The sequence below is a fragment of the Streptomyces sp. JLSY215 genome, assembly GCF_059682825.1.
Window position 1 is genome coordinate 4,869,896 of record NZ_CM185022.1, and the last position, 25,654, is coordinate 4,895,549.

Here is a 25,654-nt window from a genome sequence, read left to right on the forward strand (position 1 = left end):
TACTGGCTACTAGCTACTGGCGCTGGCCAGCGACAGCTTCGCGGCGAAGCCGAGGAAGGCGGCCCCGGCGCCCGCGGAGAGCCCGGCCGTCAGCTTGCGGCGGCGGCGGAAGGTGGCCGCCAGGAACGTACCGCTGAAGATCAGGATCGAGAGGTACGTGAAGCTGAAGAGCTGGGCCCAGGCGCCGAGCGTGAGGAACGACAGGACCGGGTGCGCGTACGACGGGTCCACGAACTGCACGAAGAAGGAGATGAAGAAGAGGATCGCCTTGGGGTTGAGGAGGCTGACCACGAAGGCCCGGCGGTACGGGCGCTCGATCGTCTCCTTGGGCTCGGCGGGCTTCCCGGCGCGCTCCGCCCGGCGGGCCTCGCGGCCGCGCCACAGGGCCCAGGCGCCGCGCAGCATCCCGACGGCCAGCCAGGTCAGATATCCCGCGCCGGCGAATTTCACGATGGTGAAGAGGATCGGCGTGGTCTGGAGGAGCGAGGCCACCCCGCCGGCCGACAGGGTCATCAGGACCGTGTCGCCGCACAGCACGCCGAGCGCGGCGCGGTAGGCGATGCGCGGGCCGCGCCGGGCCGCCACGGAGACGACGTACAGCGAATTCGGGCCCGGAAGAAGAATGATCAGCGCGAGGCCCACCAGATAGGTGGACAGATCCGTTATCCCCAGCATGTGCGGCAGGATCTCACCCTCCGAGACGTCACCTCACCGGTTTTTCAGCATGCGGACTTGCACCTCACGCGGCGTGAGGTCACATCGTGGAGCGCGTACGGAACACGGCCTGTAAGGGAAAGGGTGCGGAAGTGAGCTATTCGGTGGGGCAGGTGGCGGAGTTCGCCGGTATCACGGTGCGGACCCTGCACCACTACGACGAGATCGGACTGCTGGTGCCCAGTGAGCGGAATCACGCGGGGCACCGCCGCTACGGCGAGGACGATCTCGACCGGCTGCAGCAGATTCTGTTCTACCGGGAGCTCGGCTTTCCGCTCGATGAGGTCGCGGTCCTCCTGGACGATCCGGACGCGGACCCGCAGGAACATCTGCGGCGCCAGCACGACCTGCTGAGCGACCGGATCGGCAGACTCCAGGAAATGGCCGCCGCCGTCGAACACGCGATGGAGGCACGCAGGATGAAGGTACGGCTGACACCGGAGGAGAAGTTCGAGGTGTTCGGGGACTTCGACCCGGACGACCATGCGGAGGAAGTGAAGGAGCGGTGGGGCGGCACCGATGCGTACAAGGAGTCGCAGCGGCGGACGGCCTCGTACACGAAGGACGACTGGAAGCGGCTGACGGCGGAATTCGACGCCCTGCACCGGAAGATGGCCGATCTGCTCGCGCAGGGGGTGGCGGCGGATTCCGAGGCCGCGATGGATGTGGCGGAGGCGCACCGGCAATTCATTTCCGGGGCGTACTACGAATGCAGCCATGAGATGCACACGGGGCTGGGTGACATGTACGTGGCCGATGAGCGGTTCACGGCCACGTATGAGGCGATCCGGCCGGGGCTTGCCGTCTATATGCGGGACGCGATGTTCGCCAACGGCGTCCGGCACGCATGAGGGGCGGGTGCGGGGGTCAGCTCAGCGGGGCGAGCACCACTGCCGTTCCGTAGGCGCAGACCTCCGTGCCCACGTCCGCGGCCTCCGTGACATCGAAGCGGAACATCAGCACCGCATTCGCGCCGCGCGAGCGGGCCTGCTCGATCAGGCGGTCCATCGCCTGGTTGCGGGTCTCGACGAGGGTTTTGGTCAGGCCCCGCAGCTCGCCGCCGATCATCGACTTCAGGCCGGCGCCGATCTGGCTGCCCAGGTGCCGGGAGCGCACCGTCAGGCCGAAGACCTCGCCGATGACGCGTTCCACGTGAAACCCCGGAACGTCGTTCGTCGTGACCACCAGGACGTCGGACGCGGACTGCTGTCCACCGCCGTACTCGTCGATGCCCATAGGGGTGCACCTCCTTGCGCCTCTTAGTGGCCAGGATCACCCGGTGCCGGGGGTGCTGCCAGCGGGCGGGCCCGGGGAGCGCGCGACTGGAACCATGTCCGGTCACCCGGCGTTGATAGCTTTGGGCCGCACACTGCGCCTGCATCCCCGTTGCACCCCGTGTCGCACCGCACGATCCGGCGCCCTCGACCCTGGAGCCTTCACCCCGTGAATACTCTCGCGCTCGGCCCCCAATGGCTGGACCCGGACTATCTGATCGGGACGTTCGGTCTGATCGGCGTCCTGGTCATCGTCTTCGCGGAGTCCGGCCTGCTGATCGGCTTCTTCCTGCCGGGCGACGCCCTGCTGTTCACCACCGGTCTGCTGGTCACGGCGAACAAGCTGGACCGGCCGCTGTGGCTGGTGTGCGGGCTGATCTTCCTCGCCGCGTGCCTCGGTGACCAGGTGGGCTATCTCTTCGGCCGCAAGGTCGGGCCGTCGCTCTTCAAGCGCCCGGATTCGCGGCTCTTCAAGCAAGAAAATGTTGAGAAAGCGCACGAGTTCTTCGAGAAGTACGGGCCGAAGTCGCTGATCCTGGCCCGCTTCGTGCCGATCGTGCGGACCTTCACGCCGATCATCGCCGGTGTGAGCCGGATGAACTACCGCTCCTTCATCACCTTCAACCTCATCGGCGGTGCGCTGTGGGGCGTGGGCGTGACGGTGCTCGGCGCGCTGCTCGGCAACATCGCGTTCGTGCACAAGAACATCGAGGCGATCCTGATCGCGATCGTGCTGGTCTCCGTCGTGCCGATCGCCATCGAGTACCTCCGCGCCCGCGGCAAGGCCAAGAAGGATACGGCCGCGGCGGGCGAGTACGGCCAGGCCCTCCACCAGGCCGCCGACCGGCCGCAGGGCGGCGGCGCCGAGGGGCGCCGGGGCCGGCACGCCAAGCGCTGACGCCGCCGTACGGGGACGCCGGCCCGGCCGTCCGTCCCCGCACCCCTCCCCGCGCCCCTCCCCGCGCCGCTCTCCCCCCCACCGCTGACCGACACCGACCCACCCGTGTGCTGACGGCGCAGGGCATCAGGCATTGTGTCCCTGACGGTAGGTAGGAGGCGTACGAGGAGCGAGCAGAGTGGCGTCGGACCCACAGCGTGGCACCAGCAACGGCAACGGCCCGGGGGAGGGCGGTCTCGAGGACCGCAAACCGCACTCGGACGAGGCGCACAGCGCCTTCACGCCTCCGCTGGGCGTGCCGTATCCGCCCCTCCCGGAGGACGAGCACCCCACCTCCGAGTTCGCCGTGCCGACGGGGCTGCGTCCGGAGACGCCGCCCGAGCAGGAGGGATCGGCGTTCGCGCCGCCCGGCAGCACCACCGGCCAGACCCCGGTCCCCGTAGGCGCCACGGCCATGAGCGCCTTCACCCCGCCGCACGGCATACCGACCATCCGCCTCACCAAGGAAGCCCCTTGGCAGGACCGGATGCGCACGATGCTGCGGATGCCGGTCCACGAGCGGCCGGTGCCCGAGCGGCCGGAACGCCCCGAAGAGGAGACCGGTCCGGCCATTCCCCGTGTGCTCGACCTGACCTTGCGTATCGGCGAGATCCTGCTGGCCGGTGGCGAGGGAGCCGAGGACGTCGAGGCGGCGATGTTCGGCGTCGCGCACGCCTACGGGCTGGAGCGGGTCGAGCCGACCGTCACCTTCACGCTGCTGTCGATCTCGTACCAGCCGTCGCTGGTGGAGGACCCGCTCACGGCCAGCCGGACGGTGCGGCGCCGCGGCGTCGACTACAACCGGCTTTCGGCCGTCTTCCGGCTCGTCGACGAGATCACCTCCGAAGGCCTCACCCTCGAAGAGGCCTACCGCGGCCTCGCCGAGATCCGCCGTAACCGCCACCCGTACCCGAGCTGGGCGCTGACGCTGTCCTCCGGGCTGCTGTCCGGTGCCGCCTCGATGCTGGTCGGCGGCGGGGCGCTGGTGTTCTTCGCGGCCGCGGTGGGCTCGATGCTGGGCGACCGGCTGGCGTGGCTGGCGTCCGGGCGGGGGCTGCCGGAGTTCTACCAGTTCGTGGTCGCGGCGATGCCGCCCGCCGCGGTGGGCCTGGCCTTCGGACTGGCGCACTCCAACGTCCAGGCCTCCGCGGTGATCACCGGTGGGCTCTTCGCGCTGATCCCGGGGCGGGCGCTGGTCGCCGGCGTCCAGGACGGCCTGACCGGCTACTACATCACCGCCGCCGCCCGCCTCCTGGAAGTCGGCTACCTGGTCGTCGGCATCGTCGTCGGCGTGCTCTCCGTGCTCTACGTCGGGCTTCAGCTGAACCCCGCCCTCAAGCACCTCAACCCCGAGCAGTCCTTCAAGCTCTACAACCAGCCGCTGGTGCAGATCATGGCGTCCATGCTGCTGGCGCTGGCGTTCTGCGTGCTGCTCCAGCAGGAACGTCACACCGTGGCCTTCGCGACGATAAACGGCGGCGTCGCCTGGATCGTCTACGGCGCCCTCGCGGTCACCGCCGACTTCAACGAAGTGCCGTCCACCGCCATCGCCGCCGGTCTCGTCGGCCTCTTCGGCCAGCTGCTGTCCCGCTACCGCTACGCGTCCGCGCTGCCGTACGTCACCGCGGCCATCGGCCCGCTGCTGCCCGGTAGCGCCACCTACTTCGGCCTGCTGAACTTCGCCCAGGGCCATCTGATCGACGGCTTCTCCTCGCTCATCAAGGCGGCCTCGCTGGCGCTGGCCATCGCCGTCGGCGTGAACCTCGGAAGCGAGGTGGCCCGGCTGTTCCTGCGGGCGCCGGCCCTCGGCCTGGAGGAGGCCGGCGGCCGCCGCGCGGCCAAGCGCACCCGCGGCTTCTAGGAACCGGCACGCGCGCAACAGGACCCGGCACGCGCGAACGGGCGGCACCCACTCCTGTGGGTGCCGCCCGTTCGTGTGATTTCCGTACGACCCTCGCGTCCGAAAATCAGAGCACGCAGGCGGGCGCACGGCGGCCCGGAGAGCCGCCGTCGACCACCCCGGCGCGACTGGCTCAGTGAGCCCCGCCCTGCGCCTCCAGGCGCTTGTACGAGGCCTCGATCTCGGCCTCGGCGTCGGCGCGGCCGACCCAGTCGGCGCCCTCGACGGACTTACCGGGCTCCAGGTCCTTGTAGACCTCGAAGAAGTGCTGGATCTCCAGGCGGTCGAACTCCGAGACGTGGTGGATGTCGCGCAGGTGCTCCACGCGCGGGTCGGACGCGGGGACGCACAGCAGCTTGTCGTCGCCGCCGGCCTCGTCCGTCATCCGGAACATACCGATGGCGCGGCACTTCACCAGGACGCCCGGGAAAGTCGGCTCGTCGAGCAGCACGAGCGCGTCCAGCGGGTCGCCGTCCTCGCCCAGCGTGCCCTCGACGAAGCCGTAGTCGGCCGGGTAGACGGTCGAGGTGAACAGGTGGCGGTCCAGTCGGATGCGACCGGTCTCGTGGTCCACCTCGTACTTGTTCCGCGAACCCTTCGGGATCTCGATGCAGACGTCGAACTCCACGGGTGGCTCCTCCATGATCAGCACATACTTCTGGTGATTAAGTGTCCCTCACGCTGGTGTGTGATCGCGAAAGGGGCTGGTCCGAGGTGCCGGAGACCAGGTCGTGGCAGGTCAAGTGGGTCGGCAGGGGCCGGTCCGCGGTGCGGGCGGTGACCGGTGCGGGCCGGGGTGCCGCCGAGTTCGTGGCCGATGAATGGTTCTTCGCGCGCCAGTGGTGGCGGCGGACCCCGCCGCAGCGGAAACGGACCTGGCAGCTGACCGCCGTTTCCGCCGTGACCGGTCTCGCGGTCGCGGGCGGCGCCATCGCGGTGGCCGGTCCCTGGGAATCCGGCCAGCGTACGGCCGAGCGGAGCCTCGCGGCCGCCGCCATGGACGGCGCGGGCCGCGGCCACCGCCACGAGGCCGGGCGGCCCGTGCCGCACGCGCCGCCCGTACTGCCCGCGCTGGGCGGCCCGGTGCCCACCGGCCGCGGCGCCGCGCCCGTCCCCACCGACGCCGGCCTGGCCGACGCCCTCGCACCGCTCCTCAAGGCCCCCGAGCTCGGCCGCCTGCGCAGCGCCTCCGTCGTGGACGTCGCCACCGGCCGCGAGGTCTTCGGCGCCAAACAGGGCGCGCCCGCCACCCCCGCCTCCACCGTCAAGCTCGCCACCGCCGTGGCCGCGCTCTCCCTGCTGGGCCCCGACCACCGCATCGACACCACGGTCGTCGCCGACGGCGCCCACCGCATCGTCCTCGTCGGCGGCGGCGACCCCACCCTCACCGCCCGCGCACCGCGGCGCGGCCCCGGCGACCACCCTGCGAGCCTGCGGGCCCTGGCCGACGACACCGCTCGCGCCCTCAAGCAGCGCAAGGCCACGAAGATCACGCTCGGCTACGACACCTCGGCCTACTCGGGCCCGGTCCTGCACCCCATCGGCCCCAACGAGAACCTCGCCCCCGTCAGCCCCCTCATGGCCGACGAGGCCCGGCTGGACACCAGCGACCACGGCACCGCGCCCCGCGCCGGCGACCCCGCGGCCGCCGCGGCCCGGACCTTCGCCCACCTCCTCCACGACCGCGGCATCACCGTCGCCGGCACCCCGAAGCGGGCCAGGGCCGCCAAGAAGGCCGACCGGATCGCCGCCGTCCACTCCCTGCCCCTCTCCGCCCTCGTCGAGCGGATGCTCACCTTCAGCGACAACGACATCGCCGAGGCCCTGGCCCGCCAGACCGCCCTCGCCTCCGGGCAACCCGCCAGCTTCGAGGGCGCCGGAAAGGCCGTCCACCAGGCGCTCGCCGCCCGGCACTTCCCGCTCTCCGGAGCCGCCTTCAAGGACGGCAGCGGCCTCAACCGCGACGACAAGGTCTCCGCCGCCCTCCTCTCCCACCTCCTCCTGGCCGCCTCCGCACCCGACAAGCCGGCCCTGCGTCCCGTGGTCACCGGCCTCCCCGTGGCCGCCTTCACCGGCACCCTCAGCGGCCGCTACGCCCAGACCCCGGGAGCCGGCGCCGTACGCGCCAAAACCGGCACCCTGACCGGCGTGAACACCCTCGCGGGCACGGTCGTGGACGCCGACGGCCGCCTCCTGGTCTTCGCATTCATGACCAACGGCACGACGAGCCCCCAGGGCGCGCAGACGGCGCTCGACAGGCTCGCGACGACGGTGGCGAATTGCGGGTGTCGCTAGCCGCTGCGCTGTGCTTGGGCCCCACGTTTTTGGCCGTCTCGCCGTAGGGGTTTCTCCGGGTGCGCCTGCGGCGGGCTGGTTGCCGCTGCGCGGGGCTGGTCGGCAGCGGCACCGGGCTTACACGGCTCCGCCGCTACAGCCCGGCGCCTCCCCGTTGTGGGGGGAAGACTGGTGGGGGTGGCCGTAAGCCCGTACGCGCGCGCAGTGGGAGTGGGACGCTCGCCCCCACCGGCCTCGTCACCTCCCACCGTCGGGAGGGGACGGACCGCAGGACGGAGTCCGGAGGGCCGGCACCGCGGCCGACAAACCACCCCGCCCGCCGCAGGCGCAACGGTGAGAAGACACCGCGGCGCCGCAGACGGCAACGTACGGCCCAGGCAAAGCGCAGCGAACGGGCCGCAGGCGCAACGGCGGCAAACCCCCACGGCGGGCAAGCCGAACACGTCGGCCCAGGCAAAGCGCAGCGAATCGGCTACCTTCAAGCGAAGCGCCCCCGTACGGTGAACCCATGACGAGCATCGGTGGAACCGAGATGGTCGACTGGAACCTCGCGGTGGCAACCGCGACCCGCCTCGTGCGCCCCGGCCCCGAGGTGAGCCGCGACGAGGCGCGGGCGATCGTCGCCGAACTACGAAGGCACGCCAAGTCCTCCGAACTGCACGTCCGGGAATTCACCGGCCTGGCACAGCCGGGCGCGGCCGACGGCGCGCCCCTCGACGCGCCGCACGACACGCCGGTCCTGGTCGTGGACCGGCCCGGCTGGATCAAGGCGAACGTCGCGGGCTTCCGCGCCGTCCTCAAGCCCCTCCTGGCCAAGATGGCGGACCGCCGCGCCACGGTCCCCGGCGGCGGCGTCCTCGGTGCCGTCGGCGGCAAGGTGACCGGCGTGGAACTCGGCATGCTGCTGTCGTTCCTGGCCTCCCGCGTCCTTGGCCAGTTCGAGACCTTCGCCCCCGCCTCCCGGGATCTGCCCGCCTCGGCGCAGGGCGGCCGGCTCCTTCTCGTGGCGCCCAACATCGTCCACGTGGAGCGCGAGCTCGAAGTGGACCCGCACGACTTCCGCCTGTGGGTCTGCCTCCACGAGGAGACCCACCGCACGCAGTTCACGGCGGTGCCCTGGCTGCGCGACCACATCGAGGGCGAGATCCAGTCATTCCTCGGTGAGACCGACATCGACCCGGGCACCCTCCTGGAGCGGCTGCGCGAGGCCGCCCAGTCGCTGGCCGGCGCCAAGCCCGAGGGCGAGGAGGGCGACGACGGCAGCCACTCCCTGGTCGACGTGGTCCAGACACCGGCGCAGCGCGAGATCCTCGGCCGCCTCACCGCCGTGATGTCCCTGCTGGAGGGCCACGCCGACTTCGTGATGGACGGCGTGGGACCCGAGGTCGTGCCATCCGTCGCGGAGATCCGCGAGAAGTTCCAGAAGCGCCGGGCCAGCGGCGCGGGCCGGCTCGACCAGGCGCTGCGTAAACTGCTCGGGCTGGACGCCAAGCTGCGTCAGTACCGCGACGGTGAGCGTTTTGTGCGGGCCGTCGTCGAGGAGGTCGGCATGGGCGGTTTCAACCGTGTGTGGACGTCCCCCAACACCCTCCCCACCAAGCAGGAGATCGCCAAACCGGCGGACTGGATCGCGCGGGTGCACCGCAAGGCGGACGGAGCGCCGTAAGCGAGCCGTACCCGACGGGCGCGCCGCGCGGCAGAAGAGCGCCCCTTCAATCACCCGTCTGAGGGACCGTGGTCCATGGATAGGCGTGCAATGCTCGGGGAACCTCCCGCCTCTGTCACCATCTAGGCACTCTGTGTGATGGCGACGGCGTGACCAACAACACGACGCCGCTGTCCGCGCCCGAGGCTCCCAGCTGAACGATTGGAAACGGACATGGGTCCCCATCCAGCGGTCGCCGCGATACGCCTGGCGGTCCGCCGCGTACTCCACGACGTACTCAACCACCACCTCGCGCAGGGCCGGCACGACTCCCCGCTCGTGCTCGTCGCCTGTTCCGGCGGCGCCGACTCCATGGCGCTCGCCTCCGCCCTGGCCTTCGAAGCCCCCAAACTGGGCGTACGGGCCGGCGGCGTCACCGTCGATCACGGCCTGCAGGAAGGCTCCGACCTCCGCGCCGCCGAGGTCGCCCTCCGGTTGCGGGGCCTGCGGCTCGATCCCGTGGAGACCGTCACCGTCCAGGTGGGCAGAGAGGGAGGCCCGGAGGCCGCCGCCCGCGATGCCCGTTACGCCGCCCTCGACGCCGCCGCGGAACGCCACGGCGCCGCCGCGGTCCTCCTTGGCCACACCCGCGACGACCAGGCGGAAACGGTGCTGCTCGGCCTCGCCCGCGGCTCCGGGACCCGTTCGCTGTCCGGGATGGCCGCGACCAGCGGAACGGACGGCCGCTACCGCCGCCCGTTCCTCGACGTCGACCGCCAGACCGCCCGCAAAGCCTGTCTGATGCAGTCGCTGCCCGTCTGGGACGACCCCCACAACACCGACCCCGCGTACACCCGCTCACGACTGCGTCACGAAGGGCTGCCCGCGCTGGAGAAGGCGCTCGGCAAGGGCGTCGTCGAGGCGCTCGCCCGTACCGCCCAGCTCTCCCGGGACGACGCCGACGCCCTGGACGCCTGGGCCGCCGACGCCGAGGCCGCGGTGTTCGACGACGCCGGCGCGCTGGACGTCGCGGCGCTCTTCGCGCTGCCCTCCGCGGTACGCCGCCGGGTGCTGCGCCGGGCCGTCATCGCGGCCGGTTCGCCCGCCGGGTCGCTCTTCGCCCGCCACATCGAAGAAGTGGACCGGCTGATCACCGCCTGGCGGGGCCAGGGGGCCATCAACCTCCCCGGGCGGGTCGGTGTCCGCCGGCAGGGTGGCAGACTGGTGATTCGGCAGGGCTGAGCCGGCCAGGTCAGGAACACCGAACCGAGCGAGAGTGGCACGGGTGGACGACAAGGACATGGGCACCGACCTTCAGTCGGTACTCATCACCAAAGAAGAGATCGACGCGAAGCTGGCCGAGCTGGCCGCGAAGATCGACGCGGAGTACGCGGGCAAGGACCTGCTCATCGTCGGTGTCCTCAAGGGCGCGGTGATGGTGATGGCGGATCTGGCGCGCGCGCTGTCCACCCCCGTCACGATGGACTGGATGGCCGTGTCCTCCTACGGCGCGGGCACCCAGTCCTCCGGTGTGGTCCGCATCCTCAAGGACCTCGACACCGACATCAAGGGCAAGCACGTCCTGATCGTCGAGGACATCATCGACTCCGGCCTGACGCTGTCGTGGCTGCTGTCGAACCTCGGCTCCCGCGAACCGGCCTCCCTCGAGGTCTGCACGCTCCTGCGCAAGCCGGACGCGGCGAAGGTCGCCATCGACGTGAAGTGGATCGGCTTCGACATTCCCAACGAATTCGTCGTCGGCTACGGCCTGGATTTCGCGGAGAAGTACCGCAACCTCCCGTTCGTCGGTACCCTCGCGCCACACGTCTACGGCGGCTGAACACGAGTCGGCGTCGTTGCCGGGCCCCGGCCGTGGTGGCCGGGGCGGGCCGGGACCGGCCTCTGACACCCGTCGGGAACCCTTCGCGGTTCCCCGGCGTTGGAGCAGGGAGAACGGAATCCCGGGCCGCATTGTTCACCGTGGGCGGCAGCCTCGGGCGACAATGCTGGGGTACCGTCCGAAGGCAGTTCTTTTTTCGGGCCAGTAATACACCGTACGCACGACCAGCCCTCCCAAGGGCGTTGTGCCTCACTGTGGCAGGAGGGACGGGGCCTCAAGCGGCTCCGTATGGATGGACGTGAAGCGATACTTCCGTGGGCCGGTCATGTGGATCGTGCTGGCCGTCCTCGCCGTGGTCGTGTTGATGCAGGTCGTCGGCTCGTCCGGCGGCTACAAGACGGTGGACACCGGTCAGGTCGTCAAGGCGATCGCTGACAACAAGGTGAAGTCCGCCGAGCTGACGACCGGTGACGAGAACAAGATCAAGATCGAGCTGTCGGGCTCCAACAAGATCGACGGCTCCAACAAGCTCCAGGCGAGCTACATCGGCGACCAGGGCGTCGACCTGGCCAAGAACCTTCAGGCCAAGTACCAGACCGGCGACATCAAGGACGGGTACACCGTCTCGCCGTCGAAGCAGAACCCCTTCGTCGGTGTGCTGCTCTCGCTGCTCCCCTTCGTCCTCATCGTGGTCGTCTTCCTGTTCCTGATGAACCAGATGCAGGGCGGCGGCTCCCGGGTGATGAACTTCGGGAAGTCGAAGGCGAAGCTGATCACCAAGGACACGCCCAAGACGACCTTCACGGACGTCGCGGGTGCGGACGAGGCGGTCGAGGAACTCCACGAGATCAAGGAATTCCTCCAGGAGCCGGCGAAGTTCCAGGCCGTCGGCGCCAAGATCCCCAAGGGCGTGCTGCTGTACGGCCCGCCCGGCACCGGCAAGACGCTCCTCGCGCGTGCCGTCGCCGGTGAGGCGGGGGTCCCGTTCTACTCGATCTCCGGTTCCGACTTCGTCGAGATGTTCGTCGGTGTCGGTGCCTCCCGGGTCCGTGACCTCTTCGAGCAGGCCAAGGCGAACGCCCCGGCGATCGTCTTCGTCGACGAGATCGACGCCGTCGGCCGGCACCGCGGTGCGGGCCTCGGCGGTGGTCACGACGAGCGCGAGCAGACCCTCAACCAGCTGCTCGTCGAGATGGACGGCTTCGACGTGAAGGGCGGCGTCATCCTGATCGCCGCCACGAACCGGCCCGACATCCTCGACCCGGCGCTGCTGCGCCCCGGCCGTTTCGACCGGCAGATCGCCGTCGACCGTCCGGACATGCAGGGCCGCCTGGAGATCCTCAAGGTCCACCAGAAGGGCAAGCCGGTCGCGCCGGACGTCGACCTCTCGGCCGTCGCCAAGCGCACCCCCGGCTTCACCGGTGCCGATCTGTCGAACGTCCTCAACGAAGCGGCGCTGCTCACCGCTCGTAGCGACAGCAAGCTGATCAACAACCACTTCCTGGACGAGGCGATCGACCGCGTCGTGGCCGGACCGCAGAAGCGGACCCGGATCATGTCCGAGAAGGAGAAGAAGATCACCGCGTACCACGAGGGCGGACACGCCCTGGTCGCGGCGGCTTCCCCGAACTCCGACCCGGTCCACAAGATCACGATCCTGTCCCGCGGCCGGGCCCTGGGCTACACCATGGTCCTGCCCGACGAGGACAAGTACTCCACCACCCGCAACGAAATGCTCGACCAGCTGGCGTACATGCTGGGCGGGCGCGCGGCGGAGGAGCTGGTCTTCCACGACCCGACCACCGGCGCCGCGAACGACATCGAGAAGGCCACCGCCACGGCCCGCGCGATGGTCACGCAGTACGGCATGACCGAGCGGCTCGGCGCGATCAAGTTCGGCACGGACAACTCCGAGCCGTTCCTGGGCCGTGAGATGGGTCACCAGCGCGACTACTCCGAAGAGGTCGCCGCGCTGGTCGACGAGGAGGTCAAGAAGCTCATCGAGACCGCCCACAACGAAGCGTGGGAGATCCTCGTCGAGAACCGCGACATCCTCGACAACCTCGTGCTGACGCTCCTGGAGAAGGAGACGCTCGGCAAGGAGGAGATCGCCGAGGTCTTCAAGCACGTCGTCAAGCGGCCGGCCCGCCCGGCGTGGACCGGCTCCTCGCGTCGTACGCCCTCCAGCCGCCCGCCGGTGCTCTCCCCCAAGGAGCTCGCCCCGGCCAACGGCTCGGTGCCCAACAGCGCCACCGTCTCCATCGAGAAGGCGGACGCCCCCGAGGACACCAGCCCGGAGAGCTGATCCGGCGCCCGGTACGGGAAGTCCGTACCGGACCCGGAATGGATGCCGCGCCCCACAGGTTCTAGCCTGGGGGGCGCGGCATTCCGCGTTTCGAGCGGGCGCCGGAGTGGGCGCAGAGAGACTGAGGCACCAGAATGACGGACCCCGTGACGCTGGACAGCGACGGCAAGATCGGCATCTTCGACGAGAAGCGTGCCGAGAACGCCGTGCGCGAGCTGCTCATCGCGGTCGGGGAGGACCCGGACCGCGAGGGGCTGCTGGAGACCCCGGCGCGGGTGGCGCGGGCGTACAAGGAGATCCTGGCGGGGCTGTGGCAGACCCCCGAGGACGTGCTGACCACCACCTTCGACCTCGGTCACGACGAGCTGGTCCTGGTCAAGGACATCGAGATCGTGAGCCTGTGCGAGCACCATCTCCTGCCCTTCCACGGCGTGGCGCACGTCGGGTACGTCCCGGCGGAGAACGGCAAGATCACCGGTCTGTCCAAGCTCGCCCGTCTGGTCGACGTCTATGCCCGCCGGCCGCAGGTGCAGGAGCGCCTCACGACGCAGATCGCGGACTCGCTGATGCGGATCCTCGAAGCGCGCGGCGCGATAGTGGTGGTCGAGGCCGAGCACATGTGCATGTCGGTGCGGGGCATCCGCAAGCCCGGGGCCAAGACGACCACCTCGGCGGTGCGCGGCCAGCTGCGTGACGCCTCGACCCGGGCCGAGGCGATGAGCCTGATATTGGCGCGATAGTCGGTATGGGCGCGATGGCTGGTATTGACGCGCAAGGCGGTATGGGCGCTTACCGGCTCGTCATGGCCTGATCACGTGGCGTGGGGTGTAGGGCCGGGTGGCGGGCTGTCGCCCGGCCGTTCGCTTGTCCGGGCCGGTTCGTCCGGGCGCCGGTGCGTCCGGGTGTGTGCGTTCGGGGCGTCCGTCAGGCGGTCAGATGGCCGCCCAGCCACTCCAGGGCGGCGGGTATTTCGCGGCGCCAGGTGTTGAAGTTGTGGCCGCCGCTGTCGAGGATGATCGACGAGATGCGGGTGGGCGTCTTCGTCTGCTGGATGAAGCGCAGGGTCTGGCGGTAGTTGCTCTCGCCCTGCTTGCTGGTGGTGACCAGCAGGTTCACCGGCGGTGCGGGGCGGTGGCGCTGGCGCCACAGGAGGTTGTTCTCGCGGGCCAGCTGGGGGTCGCCGCCGAAGAGGTCGCCGGTCGTGGCGTCCAGCGGGGCCTTGTACGCGCCGGAGAGGGCGACGGCGGTGGAGAACGCCTCGGGGTGGCGCATGGTCATCTTCAGGGCGCAGTAGCCGCCGGTGGAGTCGCCGATGACGCCCCAGTTCTTGGCCTTGGTGCCGACGCGGTAGTGCTCGGCGATATTGGCGCGCAGATCCTGGGTGAAGAACGTCTCGGTCTGCGGGCCGCCGGGGACGTCCACGCATTCGGTGTCACGGGGCGGGGCGACGGTCGGCCGCATCATCACCAGGATGGTCGGCGGCATTTTGTGCTGCATGAGCAGGTCGTGCTCGGTCTGGGGGAAATCCAGCTTTTTGAACAGCGCCTCGGCGGTTCCCGGGTAGCCGGTGAGCACGACCGCTGCCGGAAACTTCTTTTTCGCGTACTTCTTCTGGAAATACTGCGGCGGCAGATACACATATGCTGGGCTGCCGATCTTGGACCGCTCACCGCGGACCACGACCTTGTCGACCCGGCCGCCCTTCGTGGGCCGGGAGCCGCCGGCGATGCTGATCCGCTGGGTTCCGAGCATCTGCAGCTTGGTGCCGTTCGGTCCGGTCTCGTAATTCGTGACCACGCCCGGCTGCTGTTCCTGGCCGAAGAGGTCGGCCCAAGAGGCATAGAAACCGAATGAATTGTTGGCTACGAGGCCAATGGTGGCGAAGAGGGATATCTGGGTGGCCAGCAGTAGACCTATCCGGCCGAGGACGGCACGCCAGTTCCCCTTGGACAGGCGAGGCCAGAGCCAGATCGTGAGGACGAAGAGTGCTACCGCGACGAGGACGGCAAGCAGCAGCACTTTCTTGCTGGTGAGGCCCATGAGGTGCTTTCTGCCGGGCGGCCGGTCCAGCCGGGCCGCTGGTGGAACCCCGAGCCCTGAAACGCCGTCATACAGGGCGCAAAAAGTCCAGATGCTGCGACTAGGCTCGCACGTTCTCTCGACCGGGGCGACGGGAAAGTGATGTCTGACAGGCTAGATGGCGAAAAGTCGGAGACGGTTGCGTGGCGCACGCCACGCTGGCTCCGAGGCCCGCGGCCCGAAAAGGTCCCCGGCTTCGTCGGTACGGCCGGCGTGGTCGTCGGTCTGCTGAACCTCGCGGCCGGTGTCTTTCCGCGGTTCCGGCACAGCAAGATGCACGCAATGGCCGAGGTGCTGCCCGGTGCGGTGAGCCCGCTGGCGGCCGCCGCGTCCATCGTCGTGGGCATCCTGCTGCTCCTGCTGGCGCACGGGCTCAAACGGCGTAAGCGGCGGGCCTGGGTGGCGGCCGTGGCGCTGCTTCCGGTGGGGATCGCCGCTCAGCTCGTATATCGCCACTCCGTTTTCGGAGCGGTGCTCTCGCTCGTGCTGCTGGTGTTCCTGGTGTGGCACCGCAAGGAGTTCGCGGCCCTGCCCGACCCCCGCAGCCGCTGGAAGGCCGTCGCCAACTTCGTCGTCCTCGGTGGGGCCAGCTTCGCCATCGGCATGGTGATCGTCAGCTCCCACCCCCACAAGACCATCGGCTCGCCGTCCTTCTGGGAGCGCACCCAGCACGTCCTGTGGGGCCTGTTCGGCTTCGAGGGTCCCGTCGCCTACACCCACGGCGTCGACTACACCGTCGGCTACTCCCTCGGCGCCCTCGGCCTGCTGACCGTCGCCACCACCGCCTACCTCGCCTTCCGCCCCGAGCACCCCGTCGCCCGCCTCACCGAGGACGACGAACAGCGGCTGCGCGCGCTGCTCGCCAAGCACGGCGCCCGCGACTCGCTCGGCTACTTCGCGCTGCGCCGCGACAAGGGCGCCGTCTTCTCCCCGACCGGCAAGGCCGCGGTCTGCTACCGGGTGATCTCCGGCGTGATGCTCGCCAGCGGCGACCCGATCGGCGACGTCGAGGCCTGGCCCGGCGCCATCGAGCGCTTCATGGAGGAGGCGCGGGCGCACTCCTGGACGCCCGCGGTCACCGGCTGCAGCGAGACCGGCGGCCAGGTATGGACCCGCGAGACCGGCATGGACGCCCTCGAGCTCGGCGACGAGGCGATCGTGGACGTGGCCGACTTCACCCTCAGCGGCCGCGCGATGCGCAACGTCCGCCAGATGGTCAAGCGCATCGAGCGCAACGGCTACGAGACCCGGGTGCGGCGGGTGCGCGACCTGGAGCCCGAGGAGCTGGCCCGTGTCCAGGCCGCCGCCGACGCCTGGCGCGACACCGACACCGAGCGCGGCTTCTCCATGGCGCTCGGCCGGATCGACGCGGAGACCGACGGCGACGCCGTGATCGCCACCGCCCACCTGGCCCCCGCCGAGGGCGAGGAGCCCGGCCCGTACGGCGACCTCAAGGCCATGCAGCACTACGTCCCGTGGGGCGACAGCGGCATCTCCCTGGAGCTGATGCGCCGCGACCGCAGCGCCGACCCCGGCATGAACGAGCTGCTGATCGTCGCCGCGCTGCAGGCCGCACCCGACCTGAAGATCAAGCAGGTGTCGCTGAACTTCGCGGTCTTCCGCTCCTCCCTGGAGCGCGGCGAGAAGCTCGGCGCCGGACCCGTCATCCGTGTCTGGCGCGGCATGCTGATCTTCCTGTCGCGCTGGTACCAGATCGAGTCGCTCTACAAGTTCAACGACAAGTTCCAGCCGCGCTGGGAGCCCCGCTTCGTGGTCTTCCGCAACAGCCGCGACATCCCCCGGATCGGCCTGGCGGCGCTGCAGGCCGAGGGCTATCTGGAGCTGGGTCTGCCGCGCGTACTGCGGCGGACGAAGGCGGCCGAGCCGCGGCCGTGCGCCCACGAAGCGGAGCGGGTGCAGGCGCAGGGGGCGGTCGAGACCGCCGCGTAAAAGGCGGCGCGGGGCCGTCCGGACGGCGGCGCGGGGCGGCGTACCGACCGCCCTGAGCCCCAGTCGACGGCCACAATCCGGCCGGTCGGCACACGGCCTAGGCTGGTGTCATGAGTACCTTGCGTGGCCGGGTGGCCGGATTGCCGGACTGGGACCGCTGCGCGGTGATGGGCGTCGTCAATGTGACGCCCGATTCGTTCTCCGACGGCGGCGAGTGGTTCGACACCGAACTCGCCGTCAAGCACGGCCTCGACCTGGTGGCCCAGGGCGCCGACCTGGTGGACGTCGGCGGCGAGTCGACCCGGCCCGGCGCGGCCCGGGTGGACGAGGCCGAGGAGCTGCGCCGGGTCGTGCCCGTCGTACGGGAACTGTCCGCGGCCGGCGCCGTGGTCTCCGTCGACACGATGCGCGCGTCCGTCGCCGAAGCGGCCGTGGCGGCCGGCGCCCGGCTGGTCAACGACGTCAGCGCGGGCGCCGCCGACCCGGCGATGGTCCCGGTGGTGGCCGCCGCGCACGTCCCGTTCGTCGTCATGCACTGGCGCGGCCAGTCGATCGACATGAACAACCGCGCCGTCTACGGGGACGTGGTCCGCGAGGTCGTCGACGAGCTGGGGCAGTCCCTGGAGCGCGCGGTGTCCGGCGGTATCGACCCGGACCGGATCGTCATCGACCCGGGGCTGGGCTTCGCCAAGGAGGCCGGGCACGATCTGGCGCTGGTGGCCCAGCTGGCCCGGCTGCGGGCGCTGGGCCGTCCCCTCCTGGTTGCCGCATCGAGGAAACGGTTCCTGGGCAGGGTGCTGGCGGGCGGCGAGGGAGCCGCCCCGCCGCCCGCCAGGGAGCGGGACGCGGCCACGGCCGCGGTGTCGGCGATCGTGGCGCGAGAGGGGGCCTGGGCGGTGCGGGTGCATGAGGTGCGGGCGAGCGCGGACGCGGTGCGGGTGGCCCGCGCGGTGGAAGCCGCGGTGGATGTGACCGAGACGACCGGTACGGCGGATGCGACGGACACGGTCGACACGACGGCGAACGCGACGGGAGCGCTGTGAGCGGCTTGGGCCCACAAACGGACATCGAGCTGGTCGAGCAGGCGAACACCACCCTGTACGAGACCATCGAGCGCGGCGATCACGAGGCGCTGTCCGAGCTGTGGCTCGACGGTCAGGTGAGTGTGGTGCACCCGGGGTGGCCGGTCCTGCGCGGGCGCGGCGAGGTGCTGCGCTCGTACGCGCTGATCATGGCGAACACCGAGTACATCCAGTTCTTTCTGACGGATGTGGAGATCGACGTCATCGGGGACACCGCCCTGGTGACGTGCACCGAGAACATCCTCAGCGGCGGTCCGGCCGAGGACGACGGCACGGTGGGGCCGCTGATCGGCCAGCTCGTCGTGGCGACGAACGTCTTCAAGCGCACGCAGGACGGCTGGCGGGTGTGGTCGCACCACGGGTCGCCGGTGCTGGCGGACCGCGAGGACGACGAGGACGGCGAGAACGGCGACGACGAGGACGTGGACGGCGGCGAGAACGGCCCGGTGGGCGGGGCCGGGGCGCCGGGCGGGGTCTGAGCCGTACGGCGGTGTCCTGGGGCGGTCCCGGGCGTCCGGGGTGCTCCCCGGCCGTCTCTGGGGGCCGCCCCGGGGCCGTTCAGAGCCGGACGCCGGTATCCCTTCGGGCTCCCCGGTCCCTTCCCTTGGTTACGTCAGCGAGGTGGTCTGGGGGCACCCGTTCGAGCCAAGTGAGGCACGGGTAGGGGTGGGGTGCGGGCAGAGGGGTAAGAGGTCGCGCGGATGACCTCTCGTGGCTCGCTAGCAGCAGTCCGGGGACTTGTCCATAGCCCCCTTGGGCGAGCACTGTCAGTGCTCGCAGGTAGATTCGACTGTGGGGCAGTGTGCCGGACGAGTCCGGTGCATGCCCGAAATCGGATGAGCAGTGGCGCCGACGGTGCCAGTGGACCAGTGGGAGTGATTCGCGTGGATCGTGTCGCGCTGCGTGGGCTGAAGGCCCGAGGACACCACGGGGTGTTTCCCCGGGAGCGCGAGGAAGGCCAGACCTTCATCGTCGACCTGGTGCTCGGCCTGGACACCCGCCCCGCCGCGGCGTCCGACGACCTCGCGAAGACGGTGCACTACGGCATCGTGGCCGAGGAGGTGGTGGCCGTTGTGGAGGGCGAACCCGTCGACTTGATCGAGACCCTCGCGGAGCGGATCGCCGACCAGTGCCTCAAGCACGAGGGGGTTCAGGAAGTGGAGGTGGTGGTGCACAAGCCGGATGCTCCGATCACCGTCCCCTTCGACGACGTGACCATCACCATCACCCGGAGTGCCGCATGAATCCCACCTCTCACCCGACCACCGCCCCGGACGGCGTCGCCGCCCAGCGCGCCCATCAGGGCGACCCGACCGTACAGCCGGTGCCCGCCTCCGTCGTGGAGCAGGTGGACGCCGCGGACGTGACGCTGTCCAATCCCAAACGCGCCGTGATCTCGCTCGGCAGCAATCTCGGCAACCGCCTGGAGACCCTCCAGGGCGCCGTGGACGCGCTGGAGGACACCCCCGGCCTGCGGGTCAAGGCCGTCTCCCCGGTGTACGAGACCGAGCCGTGGGGCGTGGACCCCGAGTCCCAGCCCTCGTACTTCAACGCCGTGGTGCTGATCAAGACAACTTTGCCCCCGGACTCCCTCCTGGAGCGCGGGCACGCCATCGAGGAAGCCTTCGAGCGGGTGCGCGACGAGCGCTGGGGCCCGCGCACGATCGACGTCGACATCCTGGCCTACCAGGACGTGGTCTCCGACGATCCGCGGCTGACGCTGCCGCACCCGCGGGCCCATGAGCGCGCATTCGTCCTGGTGCCGTGGCACGACGTGGACCCGTCGGCCGAGGTTCCCGGACGCGGCGCGGTGGCCGAATTGCTGTCGTCGGTCGGCAGCGAGGGCGTGACGCCGCGCATGGACCTGGAACTGCGGCTGCCTGAGTAGTCGTTAGGGTTGCGGGTCGGTCGCCGGCGGCGACGATGCGTAGACGGGGGTTCCGTACGGCATGGATGCCTATGGACGCCTGTGGGTGTGCATGTGGGCATCTGCGCATGTGTGTGGCTGAGTGCGTGCGGGTGCGTCTCGGTGCTTGTGGGTGCCTGCGGGCGTGTATGAGTGCTCGGGACCGCGCATGGGTGCGTATGGGCGCGTGTGGGTGCTTAAGGCTGCGCATGAGTGCCCATGAAGGTGTACGGAACGGACAGGTGGCCAGAGCGGCAGGGATGGCCAGAACGGCACGAGGGGCGATGGCTCGGTGAAGCAGCTACACATCAAGGTGCTGGTCGGGCTGTTTCTGGCGGCAGGCGTGCTGGCCTGGGGCGGCGCCCGGCTGTGGGACTCGTTCGGCACCCTGCCGAGCGTGCCGGTGGCGGCGCCGATCGTGCTGGCGCTGATCGCCGCCGTGCTCGCCGCCACGGCGTTCTCCATCCGGTCGCGGCTGCGCGCACAGCGCGAGCGCCGGCCGGGCGCCAAGGGCGTGGATCCTCTGGTGGCCGCCCGCGCGGTGGTTTTCGGCCAGGCCAGTGCGCTGGTGGCGGCGCTGGTCGCCGGGCTCTACGGCGGCGTCGGCGTCTTCCTGCTGACCTCCGGCCTCGATGTCGCCCCGCGCGTGGAGCAGGCGATCTACGCCGGTTTCTCGGTCCTGGCGGGCGCGGCCGTGGTGATCGCCGCGATCTTCCTGGAGCGGGTCTGCAAGCTTCCCGAGGGCGAGGACGACCACGATCACCCGGGTTCCCCGCGGGCGTAGGGCGTAGCGGGGTGCTGCGGGCGTAGGGCGTAACGGGGGCCTGGAGGGGAGCGGAGCCCCTGAGGGGAGCGGGGATCCCCTGGGGGGTGGCCGAACGGATCCCTTAGGGGATGCGTGGCCCCCCTGCGGGGCCACAACGTGCCGGTGCCGGGAGGTATTCCCGCGGGGCACCGCGCGATCGTTCCGCGTGGAAGCGTGCGGCAGCAACAGCAACAGCAACAGCAACAGCAACAGCAACAGCAACAGCAACGGGGGCAGGGGCCGGGCTGGGCCGGGGCTGCGGCCGGTGCGGCGCGTCCACGGTGCTTCCCGGCGGCGTACGAGCGAGGCCGATGTGGCCTGGCTCTCTCCGCCCCGCCCGTCCCGTTCCGCCCCACCCCCCCGGTCAGCTCTCCGGGACCGTATCGAGCTCGACCTTGCCGCGCGGGACGTTCGCGGCGTCCGCGGTGGTGGAGCGGCGCAGTGCCGCGTGCAGCCGGGCAGGGGTGAGCACGCCGAGGAAGCGGTCGCCGTCCTGGACGGCGATCCAGCCGGCGTCGTGCTGCAGCATCGCGCTGAGCGCCTGCCGGAGCGGCGTGCCGAGCGTCAGCCGGGCGTCCATCCGCCGGGCGTGATCGCGGACCGTTGAGCCGTCCGCGCCCTCGAGCGCCGCGGCCGGGACCCAGCCGTACGGGGATGCGTCGGCGTCCAGGACGACGGCCCAGCGGGCGCCGTCCGCGGACAGCCGGCCGGCGGCGCGGGCCGCCGGGTCGTCGAGGTGCACCACCGGGGGGTGTTCGAGGTCGTCGGCCTCCACCGGAGTGACGGACAGGCGCTTCAGCCCCCGGTCCGCGCCGACGAATTCGGCGGTGTAGGGCGTCGCGGGGGCGCCCAGGACGGTCGCCGGGGTGTCGAACTGCTCGATGCGCCCGGCACCGTAGACGGCGATCCGGTCGCCGAGCCGGACCGCCTCCTCGATGTCATGGGTGACGAAGAGGACCGTCTTGCGGAGGGTGGACTGCAGCTCCAGGAAGGCGTTCTGGAGGTGCTCGCGGACGACCGGGTCGACGGCGCCGAACGGCTCGTCCATGAGGAGGACGGGCGGGTCGGCGGCGAGCGCGCGGGCCACGCCGACGCGCTGGCGCTGGCCACCGGAGAGCTGGTCGGGGTAGCGGTCGCCGTATGTCGACGGGTCCAGGCCGACCAGATCGAGGAGTTCGGCGGCGCGGGCGCGGGCCTCCTTGCGCGGCCGGCCCAGCAGGTGCGGGACGGTGGCGGTGTTGTCCAGGACGGTCTTGTGGGGGAAGAGGCCGACCTGCTGGATGACATAGCCGATGCGGCGGCGCAGGGAGACGGGGTCGACGGCGGATATGTCCTCGCCGTCGAGCAGGATGCGGCCGCTGGTGGGTTCGATGAGCCGGTTCACCATCTTCATCGTCGTCGTCTTGCCGCAGCCCGACGGGCCGACGAGCGTGACGAGTTCGCCCTCGGCGACCTCGAAGGAGAGGTCGTCGACGGCGGTCGTGCCGTCCGGGTAGTTCTTGGTGACGTGCTCAAAGCGGATCATGCTTCCCCCAGGTGTGGACGGTTCCATTTTGACTCCTCCCCCCTAAGGAACGAGGGGGATTCCTAGCTCACGTTGCCTGGGGGCCGGCGGCCGCGCAGGTCTTACACGATCAGCGCTAGCCGGGTATGAGACCAGCCCGGACGAGCATCACGCGGGCGGAGTTCTTGTCTCTGGGTGAGACGGCTCCACATGCGGTGCACGTATACGTTCGTTCCGAAAGCGGTAGTGCGTGCTTGGCTCTTGCTCCGCACTGCGCGCAGTCCATGGTGGTGTGCGCGGGGTGTACGAGGTGCAGCTCGCGGCCGTGCTTGCGGGCCATGTCGACCAGCGCCCGCTTGGTCGCCCCGATCGCGGCGTCAGCGGCCTTCTTCGCCATGGTGGACTTGGCGAGGAACTTAGGTCGGAAGTCCTCCACCGCGAGGCGGTCATGGTCGCGGACCACGCGCTTGGCCCACTTGCGGCCGGTGTCCTGGCGCTGGCGGGCAACTTTCTTGTGCAGCCTCGCGGTCTGCCGCTTCGCCTCGAGGTAGCCCTTCGAGCCGGCCTGCCCGGGCTTCGGCTTACGGCGGGCCATCATCCTCTGGTAGTGGGCCAGGCGCTGGGCAGCGTTCTTGCCGTGCTGCGCGTGGGGTAGGTCGTGGGTGTCGCTGGTGGTGGTCGCGGTCTCCGTGACGCCCCAGTCGATCCCGATGTCCCGGCCCGTGACGGGCAGGAACTCGGTCGTCGTGGCCACCACAAACGACGCGTACCAGTGGCCGAGGCTGTCTCGGTAAATGCGAACGGACGACGGTGGGCCCGGCAGGTCCCGGGACCACACGACCGCGACGTCGATGCCCCCGGCGAGGTGCAGTCGGCCGCCCCTCAGCCGGAAGCCGTGCTGCGTGTAGTTCAGCGTTGGGTCCGCCACGTGCTTCTTCTTGTGCTTCGGCATCCCGGCCTGCTGCCGCATCGGCAGTCGCTCCTTGATGTCCTTCAAAGCTTTGGCGCGGGACGTGCCGAAGTCGCGGATGACCTGCTGTTGCGGAACGCTGTTGCCCTCCCGCAGCCATGCCATGTCGCTGCGGGCTTCGGTCAGCATCTTGTCCAGCCTGGCCGGGCCGCACTTCTCCCTGTCCTGGTGAGCCTTCTTGGAACGAGCAACGCACTCGTTCCATATCCACCGGCACCGCGCCCACTCTGCGAACAGCGCGGTGCGGGCGGTGGACGTCACACGGAGTCTGTAGGTGTACCGGACACGCCCCACCCTCCGCCTCCCCGCAGACCTCCACACATGGCCGGCCGATCAGGCAAAGTCCGCCCGACGGTCACTCAACTCCGAGATTGTGCACCGTCTTGAGAATGGGCGCAGCGCCGTCACGGCAGAAGGCGAATCGCCCTGACGGCATTCGCCTTCCCTGCGCCGTTCTCAGCGGGCGGATTCCCTCCCCCGTAAGCGCGAGGTTCCCCCACTCCGGCCTGAAGGACCGAGCGTCCTCGGAGGAATCAGGTGAACGGGCGGTCATGAACGCGGTGTTGCGGATGCATGGCGGGCGCGGGTGGGGAGAGGCGAGGCCGGGGCGATTGTCAGTGGTGGGGGTTAGGGTCGCAGACAGTCACCGAAATCAGCAGCGGCGACCGGGGCGGGGGAGGTGACGGACGGTGAGTGGAGCGATGGCCATGACGGCAATGGCCACGACGGCCGCAAAGGCCACGACGGCTGCAAAGGCCACGACGGCGACGGCGTCGGGTGGTGCGAGCTGTCTGACGGCGAACGACTGGATCTGCGGTGAGTATGTCCGCACCCGCAGCCAGGAGTTGGTGGACGCGACGCTTCAGCACATCGGTATCACGGCCGTGTCCGTGCTGATCGGGCTGCTGATCGCCTTTCCGCTGGCGTTGATCGCCCGGCGCCGGCGGGGCGCGGCCGGGCCGGTCCTGGGGCTGACGACGGTGCTCTACACGGTGCCGTCGCTGGCGATGTTCGCCCTGCTCACGCCGGTGTTCGGGGTATCGGCCGCGGTGGTGGTCACGGGCCTGGTGCTGTATTCGCTGACGATTTTGGTACGCAACATCCTCGCCGGCCTGCAGGCGGTGCCCGCCGAGGTGCGGGAGGCCGCCCGGGGGATGGGATACGGCCCGGCGCGGCTGCTGTTCGAGGTGGAACTCCCGCTGGCGCTGCCGGCGGTGGTGGCCGGGCTCCGTATCGCCACGGTCTCGACGGTGGCGATGACCACCATCGGCTCCGTGGTCGGCTACGGCGGCCTGGGCAACCTCATAGCCAGCGGTATGGAGGGCTTCTTCAAGGCCGAGGTCCTGACGGCGTCGGTGTTGTGCGTGCTGCTGGCGCTGGTGGCCGACGGACTGCTGATGGTGCTGCAGCGGCTGCTGACGCCCTGGACGCGGGCGCGGAAGCGGGCGGGTGCCGGGGCGCGGCGCGGGGCGCGCCTGGTGAAGACGGCGGGGGGCTGAGCGCATGGGGGCGATCGGCGGCGCGTGGCAGTGGCTGACGACGGGCGCCAACTGGGCCGGGGAGAAGGGGGTCTGGCACCGCCTGGGCGAGCATCTGTGGCTCAGCGGGCTGTGCCTGGTCATCGCCTGCCTGATAGCGCTGCCGGTGGCGCTGTGGCTGGGGCATCTGGGCAAGGGCGGGGCGCTGGCGGTCAATGTCTCCAATGTGGGGCGGGCGGTGCCGACGTACGCGGTGCTGGTGCTGCTGACGCTCGGTCCGCTGGGCACCCAGGGGGACTGGCCCACGGTCATCGCGCTGGTCCTGTTCGCGGTGCCGCCGCTGCTGACCAATGCCTATCTGGGGATGCGGGAGGCCGACCGCGATGTGGTCGAGGCGGCCCGGGGGATGGGCATGTCGGGGCCGCAGCTCCTGCTGCGGGTCGAGATACCGCTCGCCTATCCGCTGATCATGACGGGCATACGGTCGGCCACGGTCCAGGTGGTGGCGACCGCGACGCTGGCCGCGCTGGCGGGCGGCGGCGGCCTGGGCCGGATCATCACGGCGGGCTTCGGCAACTACGACACCGCGCAGGTGGTCGCGGGTGCCTTGCTGGTGGCCGTACTGGCGCTGGCCGTCGAGGGGGCGCTCGTCGTGGTGGACCGGGTGTGCGATCCGATGCGGGGGCGGCGGAGTGCGGGACGTGGGGCGCGTGCGGGAAGCGGGGGACGCAGGGGACGCGGGGGCCGTGGCGCATCGGCTACGGCCTCGGGGGAGGCCTCGGGTCCGGCCTCGCGCGCGGAGGCCGGGGTCGGGGCAGGGGAGGGGTGACGATGTGGTCGCGGTGCGGAAAATCCCCTGACGCCGGATCCCGGCTTTGCGATGCTGCCGCCGTGGGTCCCGGCATGACGCGCCCGGCGGTGTCCGGCCGCATCCGGCGTCGGACGGACCCGCCGGGCCGTATCCGTCCTC

Annotated in this window: 23 protein-coding genes and 1 pseudogene; 18 read left to right on the top strand and 6 right to left on the bottom strand. The window is 70.5% G+C overall.

Annotation, left to right across the window (positions count from 1 at the left end; all coding sequences use genetic code 11):
- Positions 1-9: 9 nt before the first annotated feature.
- Positions 10-675: a leucine efflux protein LeuE gene (gene leuE, locus AC5677_RS21865; RefSeq protein ID WP_497189616.1), complete on the bottom strand. Its 666-nt coding sequence runs from the start codon at positions 673-675 to the stop codon at positions 10-12.
- Positions 676-806: 131 nt separating this feature from the next.
- Between leuE and AC5677_RS21870 the strand changes: the two genes are divergently transcribed.
- A complete protein-coding gene (locus tag AC5677_RS21870; protein ID WP_497189617.1) occupies positions 807-1,565 on the top strand; it encodes a MerR family transcriptional regulator in 759 nt (252 codons plus the stop codon).
- Positions 1,566-1,581: 16 nt separating this feature from the next.
- On the opposite strand, the gene AC5677_RS21875 is transcribed toward AC5677_RS21870, so the two are convergent.
- Positions 1,582-1,950: a YbjQ family protein gene (locus AC5677_RS21875; protein WP_497189618.1), complete on the bottom strand. Its 369-nt coding sequence runs from the start codon at positions 1,948-1,950 to the stop codon at positions 1,582-1,584.
- Between the two features lie 207 nt (positions 1,951-2,157).
- Between AC5677_RS21875 and AC5677_RS21880 the strand changes: the two genes are divergently transcribed.
- Both AC5677_RS21880 and AC5677_RS21885 read left to right on the top strand, forming a co-directional pair.
- The gene (locus AC5677_RS21880) at positions 2,158-2,886 is read left to right on the top strand and encodes a DedA family protein (RefSeq protein WP_497189619.1); all 729 of its coding nucleotides are present in this window, start codon (positions 2,158-2,160) and stop codon (positions 2,884-2,886) included.
- 178 nt (positions 2,887-3,064) lie between these two features.
- Positions 3,065-4,786: a threonine/serine exporter family protein gene (locus AC5677_RS21885; protein WP_497189620.1), complete on the top strand. Its 1,722-nt coding sequence runs from the start codon at positions 3,065-3,067 to the stop codon at positions 4,784-4,786.
- 172 nt (positions 4,787-4,958) lie between these two features.
- Here AC5677_RS21885 and AC5677_RS21890 read toward each other — a convergent pair whose 3' ends face one another.
- On the bottom strand, positions 4,959-5,453 hold the full coding sequence (locus tag AC5677_RS21890) for an inorganic diphosphatase (protein WP_053922704.1): 495 nt from the start codon (positions 5,451-5,453) through the stop codon (positions 4,959-4,961).
- Between the two features lie 86 nt (positions 5,454-5,539).
- Between AC5677_RS21890 and dacB the strand changes: the two genes are divergently transcribed.
- The 6 genes from dacB to folE all read left to right on the top strand — a co-directional run bounded on the left by dacB (position 5,540) and on the right by folE (position 13,650).
- Positions 5,540-7,120 carry a D-alanyl-D-alanine carboxypeptidase/D-alanyl-D-alanine endopeptidase gene (gene dacB / locus AC5677_RS21895; RefSeq protein ID WP_497189621.1) on the top strand — a complete coding sequence of 527 codons (1,581 nt, stop codon included), beginning with the start codon at positions 5,540-5,542 and terminating at the stop codon, positions 7,118-7,120.
- A 508-nt stretch (positions 7,121-7,628) separates the two neighbouring features.
- Complete coding sequence (locus AC5677_RS21900) at positions 7,629-8,786, top strand: zinc-dependent metalloprotease (RefSeq protein WP_497189622.1); 1,158 nt, start codon at positions 7,629-7,631, stop codon at positions 8,784-8,786.
- A 213-nt stretch (positions 8,787-8,999) separates the two neighbouring features.
- Positions 9,000-10,007 (top strand): tRNA lysidine(34) synthetase TilS, encoded by a 1,008-nt coding sequence (gene tilS, locus AC5677_RS21905; protein WP_497189623.1) that lies wholly within the window; start codon positions 9,000-9,002, stop codon positions 10,005-10,007.
- Between the two features lie 58 nt (positions 10,008-10,065).
- The gene (gene hpt, locus AC5677_RS21910) at positions 10,066-10,605 is read left to right on the top strand and encodes a hypoxanthine phosphoribosyltransferase (RefSeq protein ID WP_362703440.1); all 540 of its coding nucleotides are present in this window, start codon (positions 10,066-10,068) and stop codon (positions 10,603-10,605) included.
- A 292-nt stretch (positions 10,606-10,897) separates the two neighbouring features.
- The gene (gene ftsH, locus AC5677_RS21915) at positions 10,898-12,910 is read left to right on the top strand and encodes an ATP-dependent zinc metalloprotease FtsH (protein WP_497189624.1); all 2,013 of its coding nucleotides are present in this window, start codon (positions 10,898-10,900) and stop codon (positions 12,908-12,910) included.
- 134 nt (positions 12,911-13,044) lie between these two features.
- Complete coding sequence (folE, locus tag AC5677_RS21920) at positions 13,045-13,650, top strand: GTP cyclohydrolase I FolE (RefSeq protein WP_497189625.1); 606 nt, start codon at positions 13,045-13,047, stop codon at positions 13,648-13,650.
- Positions 13,651-13,834: 184 nt separating this feature from the next.
- On the opposite strand, the gene AC5677_RS21925 is transcribed toward folE, so the two are convergent.
- Positions 13,835-14,950: an alpha/beta hydrolase gene (locus AC5677_RS21925; protein WP_497189626.1), complete on the bottom strand. Its 1,116-nt coding sequence runs from the start codon at positions 14,948-14,950 to the stop codon at positions 13,835-13,837.
- A gap of 141 nt (positions 14,951-15,091) precedes the next feature.
- Here AC5677_RS21925 and AC5677_RS21930 point away from each other — a divergent pair, with 141 nt between their 5' ends.
- The 6 genes from AC5677_RS21930 to AC5677_RS21955 all read left to right on the top strand — a co-directional run bounded on the left by AC5677_RS21930 (position 15,092) and on the right by AC5677_RS21955 (position 20,711).
- Positions 15,092-16,939 carry a phosphatidylglycerol lysyltransferase domain-containing protein gene (locus tag AC5677_RS21930; protein WP_497189627.1) on the top strand — a complete coding sequence of 616 codons (1,848 nt, stop codon included), beginning with the start codon at positions 15,092-15,094 and terminating at the stop codon, positions 16,937-16,939.
- A gap of 110 nt (positions 16,940-17,049) precedes the next feature.
- The gene (folP, locus tag AC5677_RS21935; protein ID WP_497189628.1) at positions 17,050-17,982 is read left to right on the top strand and encodes a dihydropteroate synthase; all 933 of its coding nucleotides are present in this window, start codon (positions 17,050-17,052) and stop codon (positions 17,980-17,982) included.
- Positions 17,983-17,987: 5 nt separating this feature from the next.
- Positions 17,988-18,500: a nuclear transport factor 2 family protein gene (locus AC5677_RS21940; RefSeq protein WP_497196708.1), complete on the top strand. Its 513-nt coding sequence runs from the start codon at positions 17,988-17,990 to the stop codon at positions 18,498-18,500.
- A 405-nt stretch (positions 18,501-18,905) separates the two neighbouring features.
- Positions 18,906-19,265 carry a dihydroneopterin aldolase gene (gene folB, locus AC5677_RS21945; RefSeq protein ID WP_403498830.1) on the top strand — a complete coding sequence of 120 codons (360 nt, stop codon included), beginning with the start codon at positions 18,906-18,908 and terminating at the stop codon, positions 19,263-19,265.
- Positions 19,151-19,909, top strand: coding sequence for a 2-amino-4-hydroxy-6-hydroxymethyldihydropteridine diphosphokinase (gene folK, locus AC5677_RS21950; RefSeq protein WP_497189629.1), 759 nt, complete (start codon positions 19,151-19,153; stop codon positions 19,907-19,909). Before folB ends, folK begins: the two co-directional genes overlap by 115 nt.
- A 310-nt stretch (positions 19,910-20,219) precedes the next feature.
- Positions 20,220-20,711 carry a DUF3180 domain-containing protein gene (locus AC5677_RS21955; protein ID WP_497189630.1) on the top strand — a complete coding sequence of 164 codons (492 nt, stop codon included), beginning with the start codon at positions 20,220-20,222 and terminating at the stop codon, positions 20,709-20,711.
- A 385-nt stretch (positions 20,712-21,096) separates the two neighbouring features.
- On the opposite strand, the gene AC5677_RS21960 is transcribed toward AC5677_RS21955, so the two are convergent.
- A complete protein-coding gene (locus AC5677_RS21960) occupies positions 21,097-22,257 on the bottom strand; it encodes an ABC transporter ATP-binding protein (protein WP_497189631.1) in 1,161 nt (386 codons plus the stop codon).
- 42 nt (positions 22,258-22,299) lie between these two features.
- Positions 22,300-23,527, bottom strand: a pseudogene (locus tag AC5677_RS21965) (RNA-guided endonuclease InsQ/TnpB family protein).
- On the opposite strand from AC5677_RS21965, the gene AC5677_RS21970 reads away from it, so the two are divergent.
- The 3 genes from AC5677_RS21970 to AC5677_RS21980 all read left to right on the top strand — a co-directional run bounded on the left by AC5677_RS21970 (position 23,481) and on the right by AC5677_RS21980 (position 25,513).
- Positions 23,481-23,636, top strand: coding sequence for an Arc family DNA-binding protein (locus AC5677_RS21970; protein ID WP_497189632.1), 156 nt, complete (start codon positions 23,481-23,483; stop codon positions 23,634-23,636). The pseudogene AC5677_RS21965 and the gene AC5677_RS21970 overlap by 47 nt on opposite strands.
- Positions 23,637-23,922: 286 nt before the next feature.
- Positions 23,923-24,705: an ABC transporter permease gene (locus tag AC5677_RS21975; RefSeq protein WP_497196709.1), complete on the top strand. Its 783-nt coding sequence runs from the start codon at positions 23,923-23,925 to the stop codon at positions 24,703-24,705.
- A gap of 4 nt (positions 24,706-24,709) precedes the next feature.
- A complete protein-coding gene (locus tag AC5677_RS21980; protein ID WP_497189633.1) occupies positions 24,710-25,513 on the top strand; it encodes an ABC transporter permease in 804 nt (267 codons plus the stop codon).
- The last annotated feature ends 141 nt before the right edge of the window (positions 25,514-25,654 follow it).

Coding starts and splice junctions, on each gene's coding strand:
- leuE (WP_497189616.1), bottom strand. CDS start 675: ATGCTGGGGATAACGGATCTGTCCACCTATCTGGTGGGCCTCGCGCTG.
- AC5677_RS21875 (WP_497189618.1), bottom strand. CDS start 1,950: ATGGGCATCGACGAGTACGGCGGTGGACAGCAGTCCGCGTCCGACGTC.
- AC5677_RS21900 (WP_497189622.1), top strand. CDS start 7,629: ATGACGAGCATCGGTGGAACCGAGATGGTCGACTGGAACCTCGCGGTG.
- tilS (WP_497189623.1), top strand. CDS start 9,000: ATGGGTCCCCATCCAGCGGTCGCCGCGATACGCCTGGCGGTCCGCCGC.
- hpt (WP_362703440.1), top strand. CDS start 10,066: ATGGGCACCGACCTTCAGTCGGTACTCATCACCAAAGAAGAGATCGAC.
- ftsH (WP_497189624.1), top strand. CDS start 10,898: ATGGACGTGAAGCGATACTTCCGTGGGCCGGTCATGTGGATCGTGCTG.
- folE (WP_497189625.1), top strand. CDS start 13,045: ATGACGGACCCCGTGACGCTGGACAGCGACGGCAAGATCGGCATCTTC.
- AC5677_RS21925 (WP_497189626.1), bottom strand. CDS start 14,950: ATGGGCCTCACCAGCAAGAAAGTGCTGCTGCTTGCCGTCCTCGTCGCG.
- AC5677_RS21930 (WP_497189627.1), top strand. CDS start 15,092: ATGTCTGACAGGCTAGATGGCGAAAAGTCGGAGACGGTTGCGTGGCGC.
- folP (WP_497189628.1), top strand. CDS start 17,050: ATGAGTACCTTGCGTGGCCGGGTGGCCGGATTGCCGGACTGGGACCGC.
- AC5677_RS21960 (WP_497189631.1), bottom strand. CDS start 22,257: ATGATCCGCTTTGAGCACGTCACCAAGAACTACCCGGACGGCACGACC.
- AC5677_RS21975 (WP_497196709.1), top strand. CDS start 23,923: ATGGCCACGACGGCCGCAAAGGCCACGACGGCTGCAAAGGCCACGACG.
- AC5677_RS21980 (WP_497189633.1), top strand. CDS start 24,710: ATGGGGGCGATCGGCGGCGCGTGGCAGTGGCTGACGACGGGCGCCAAC.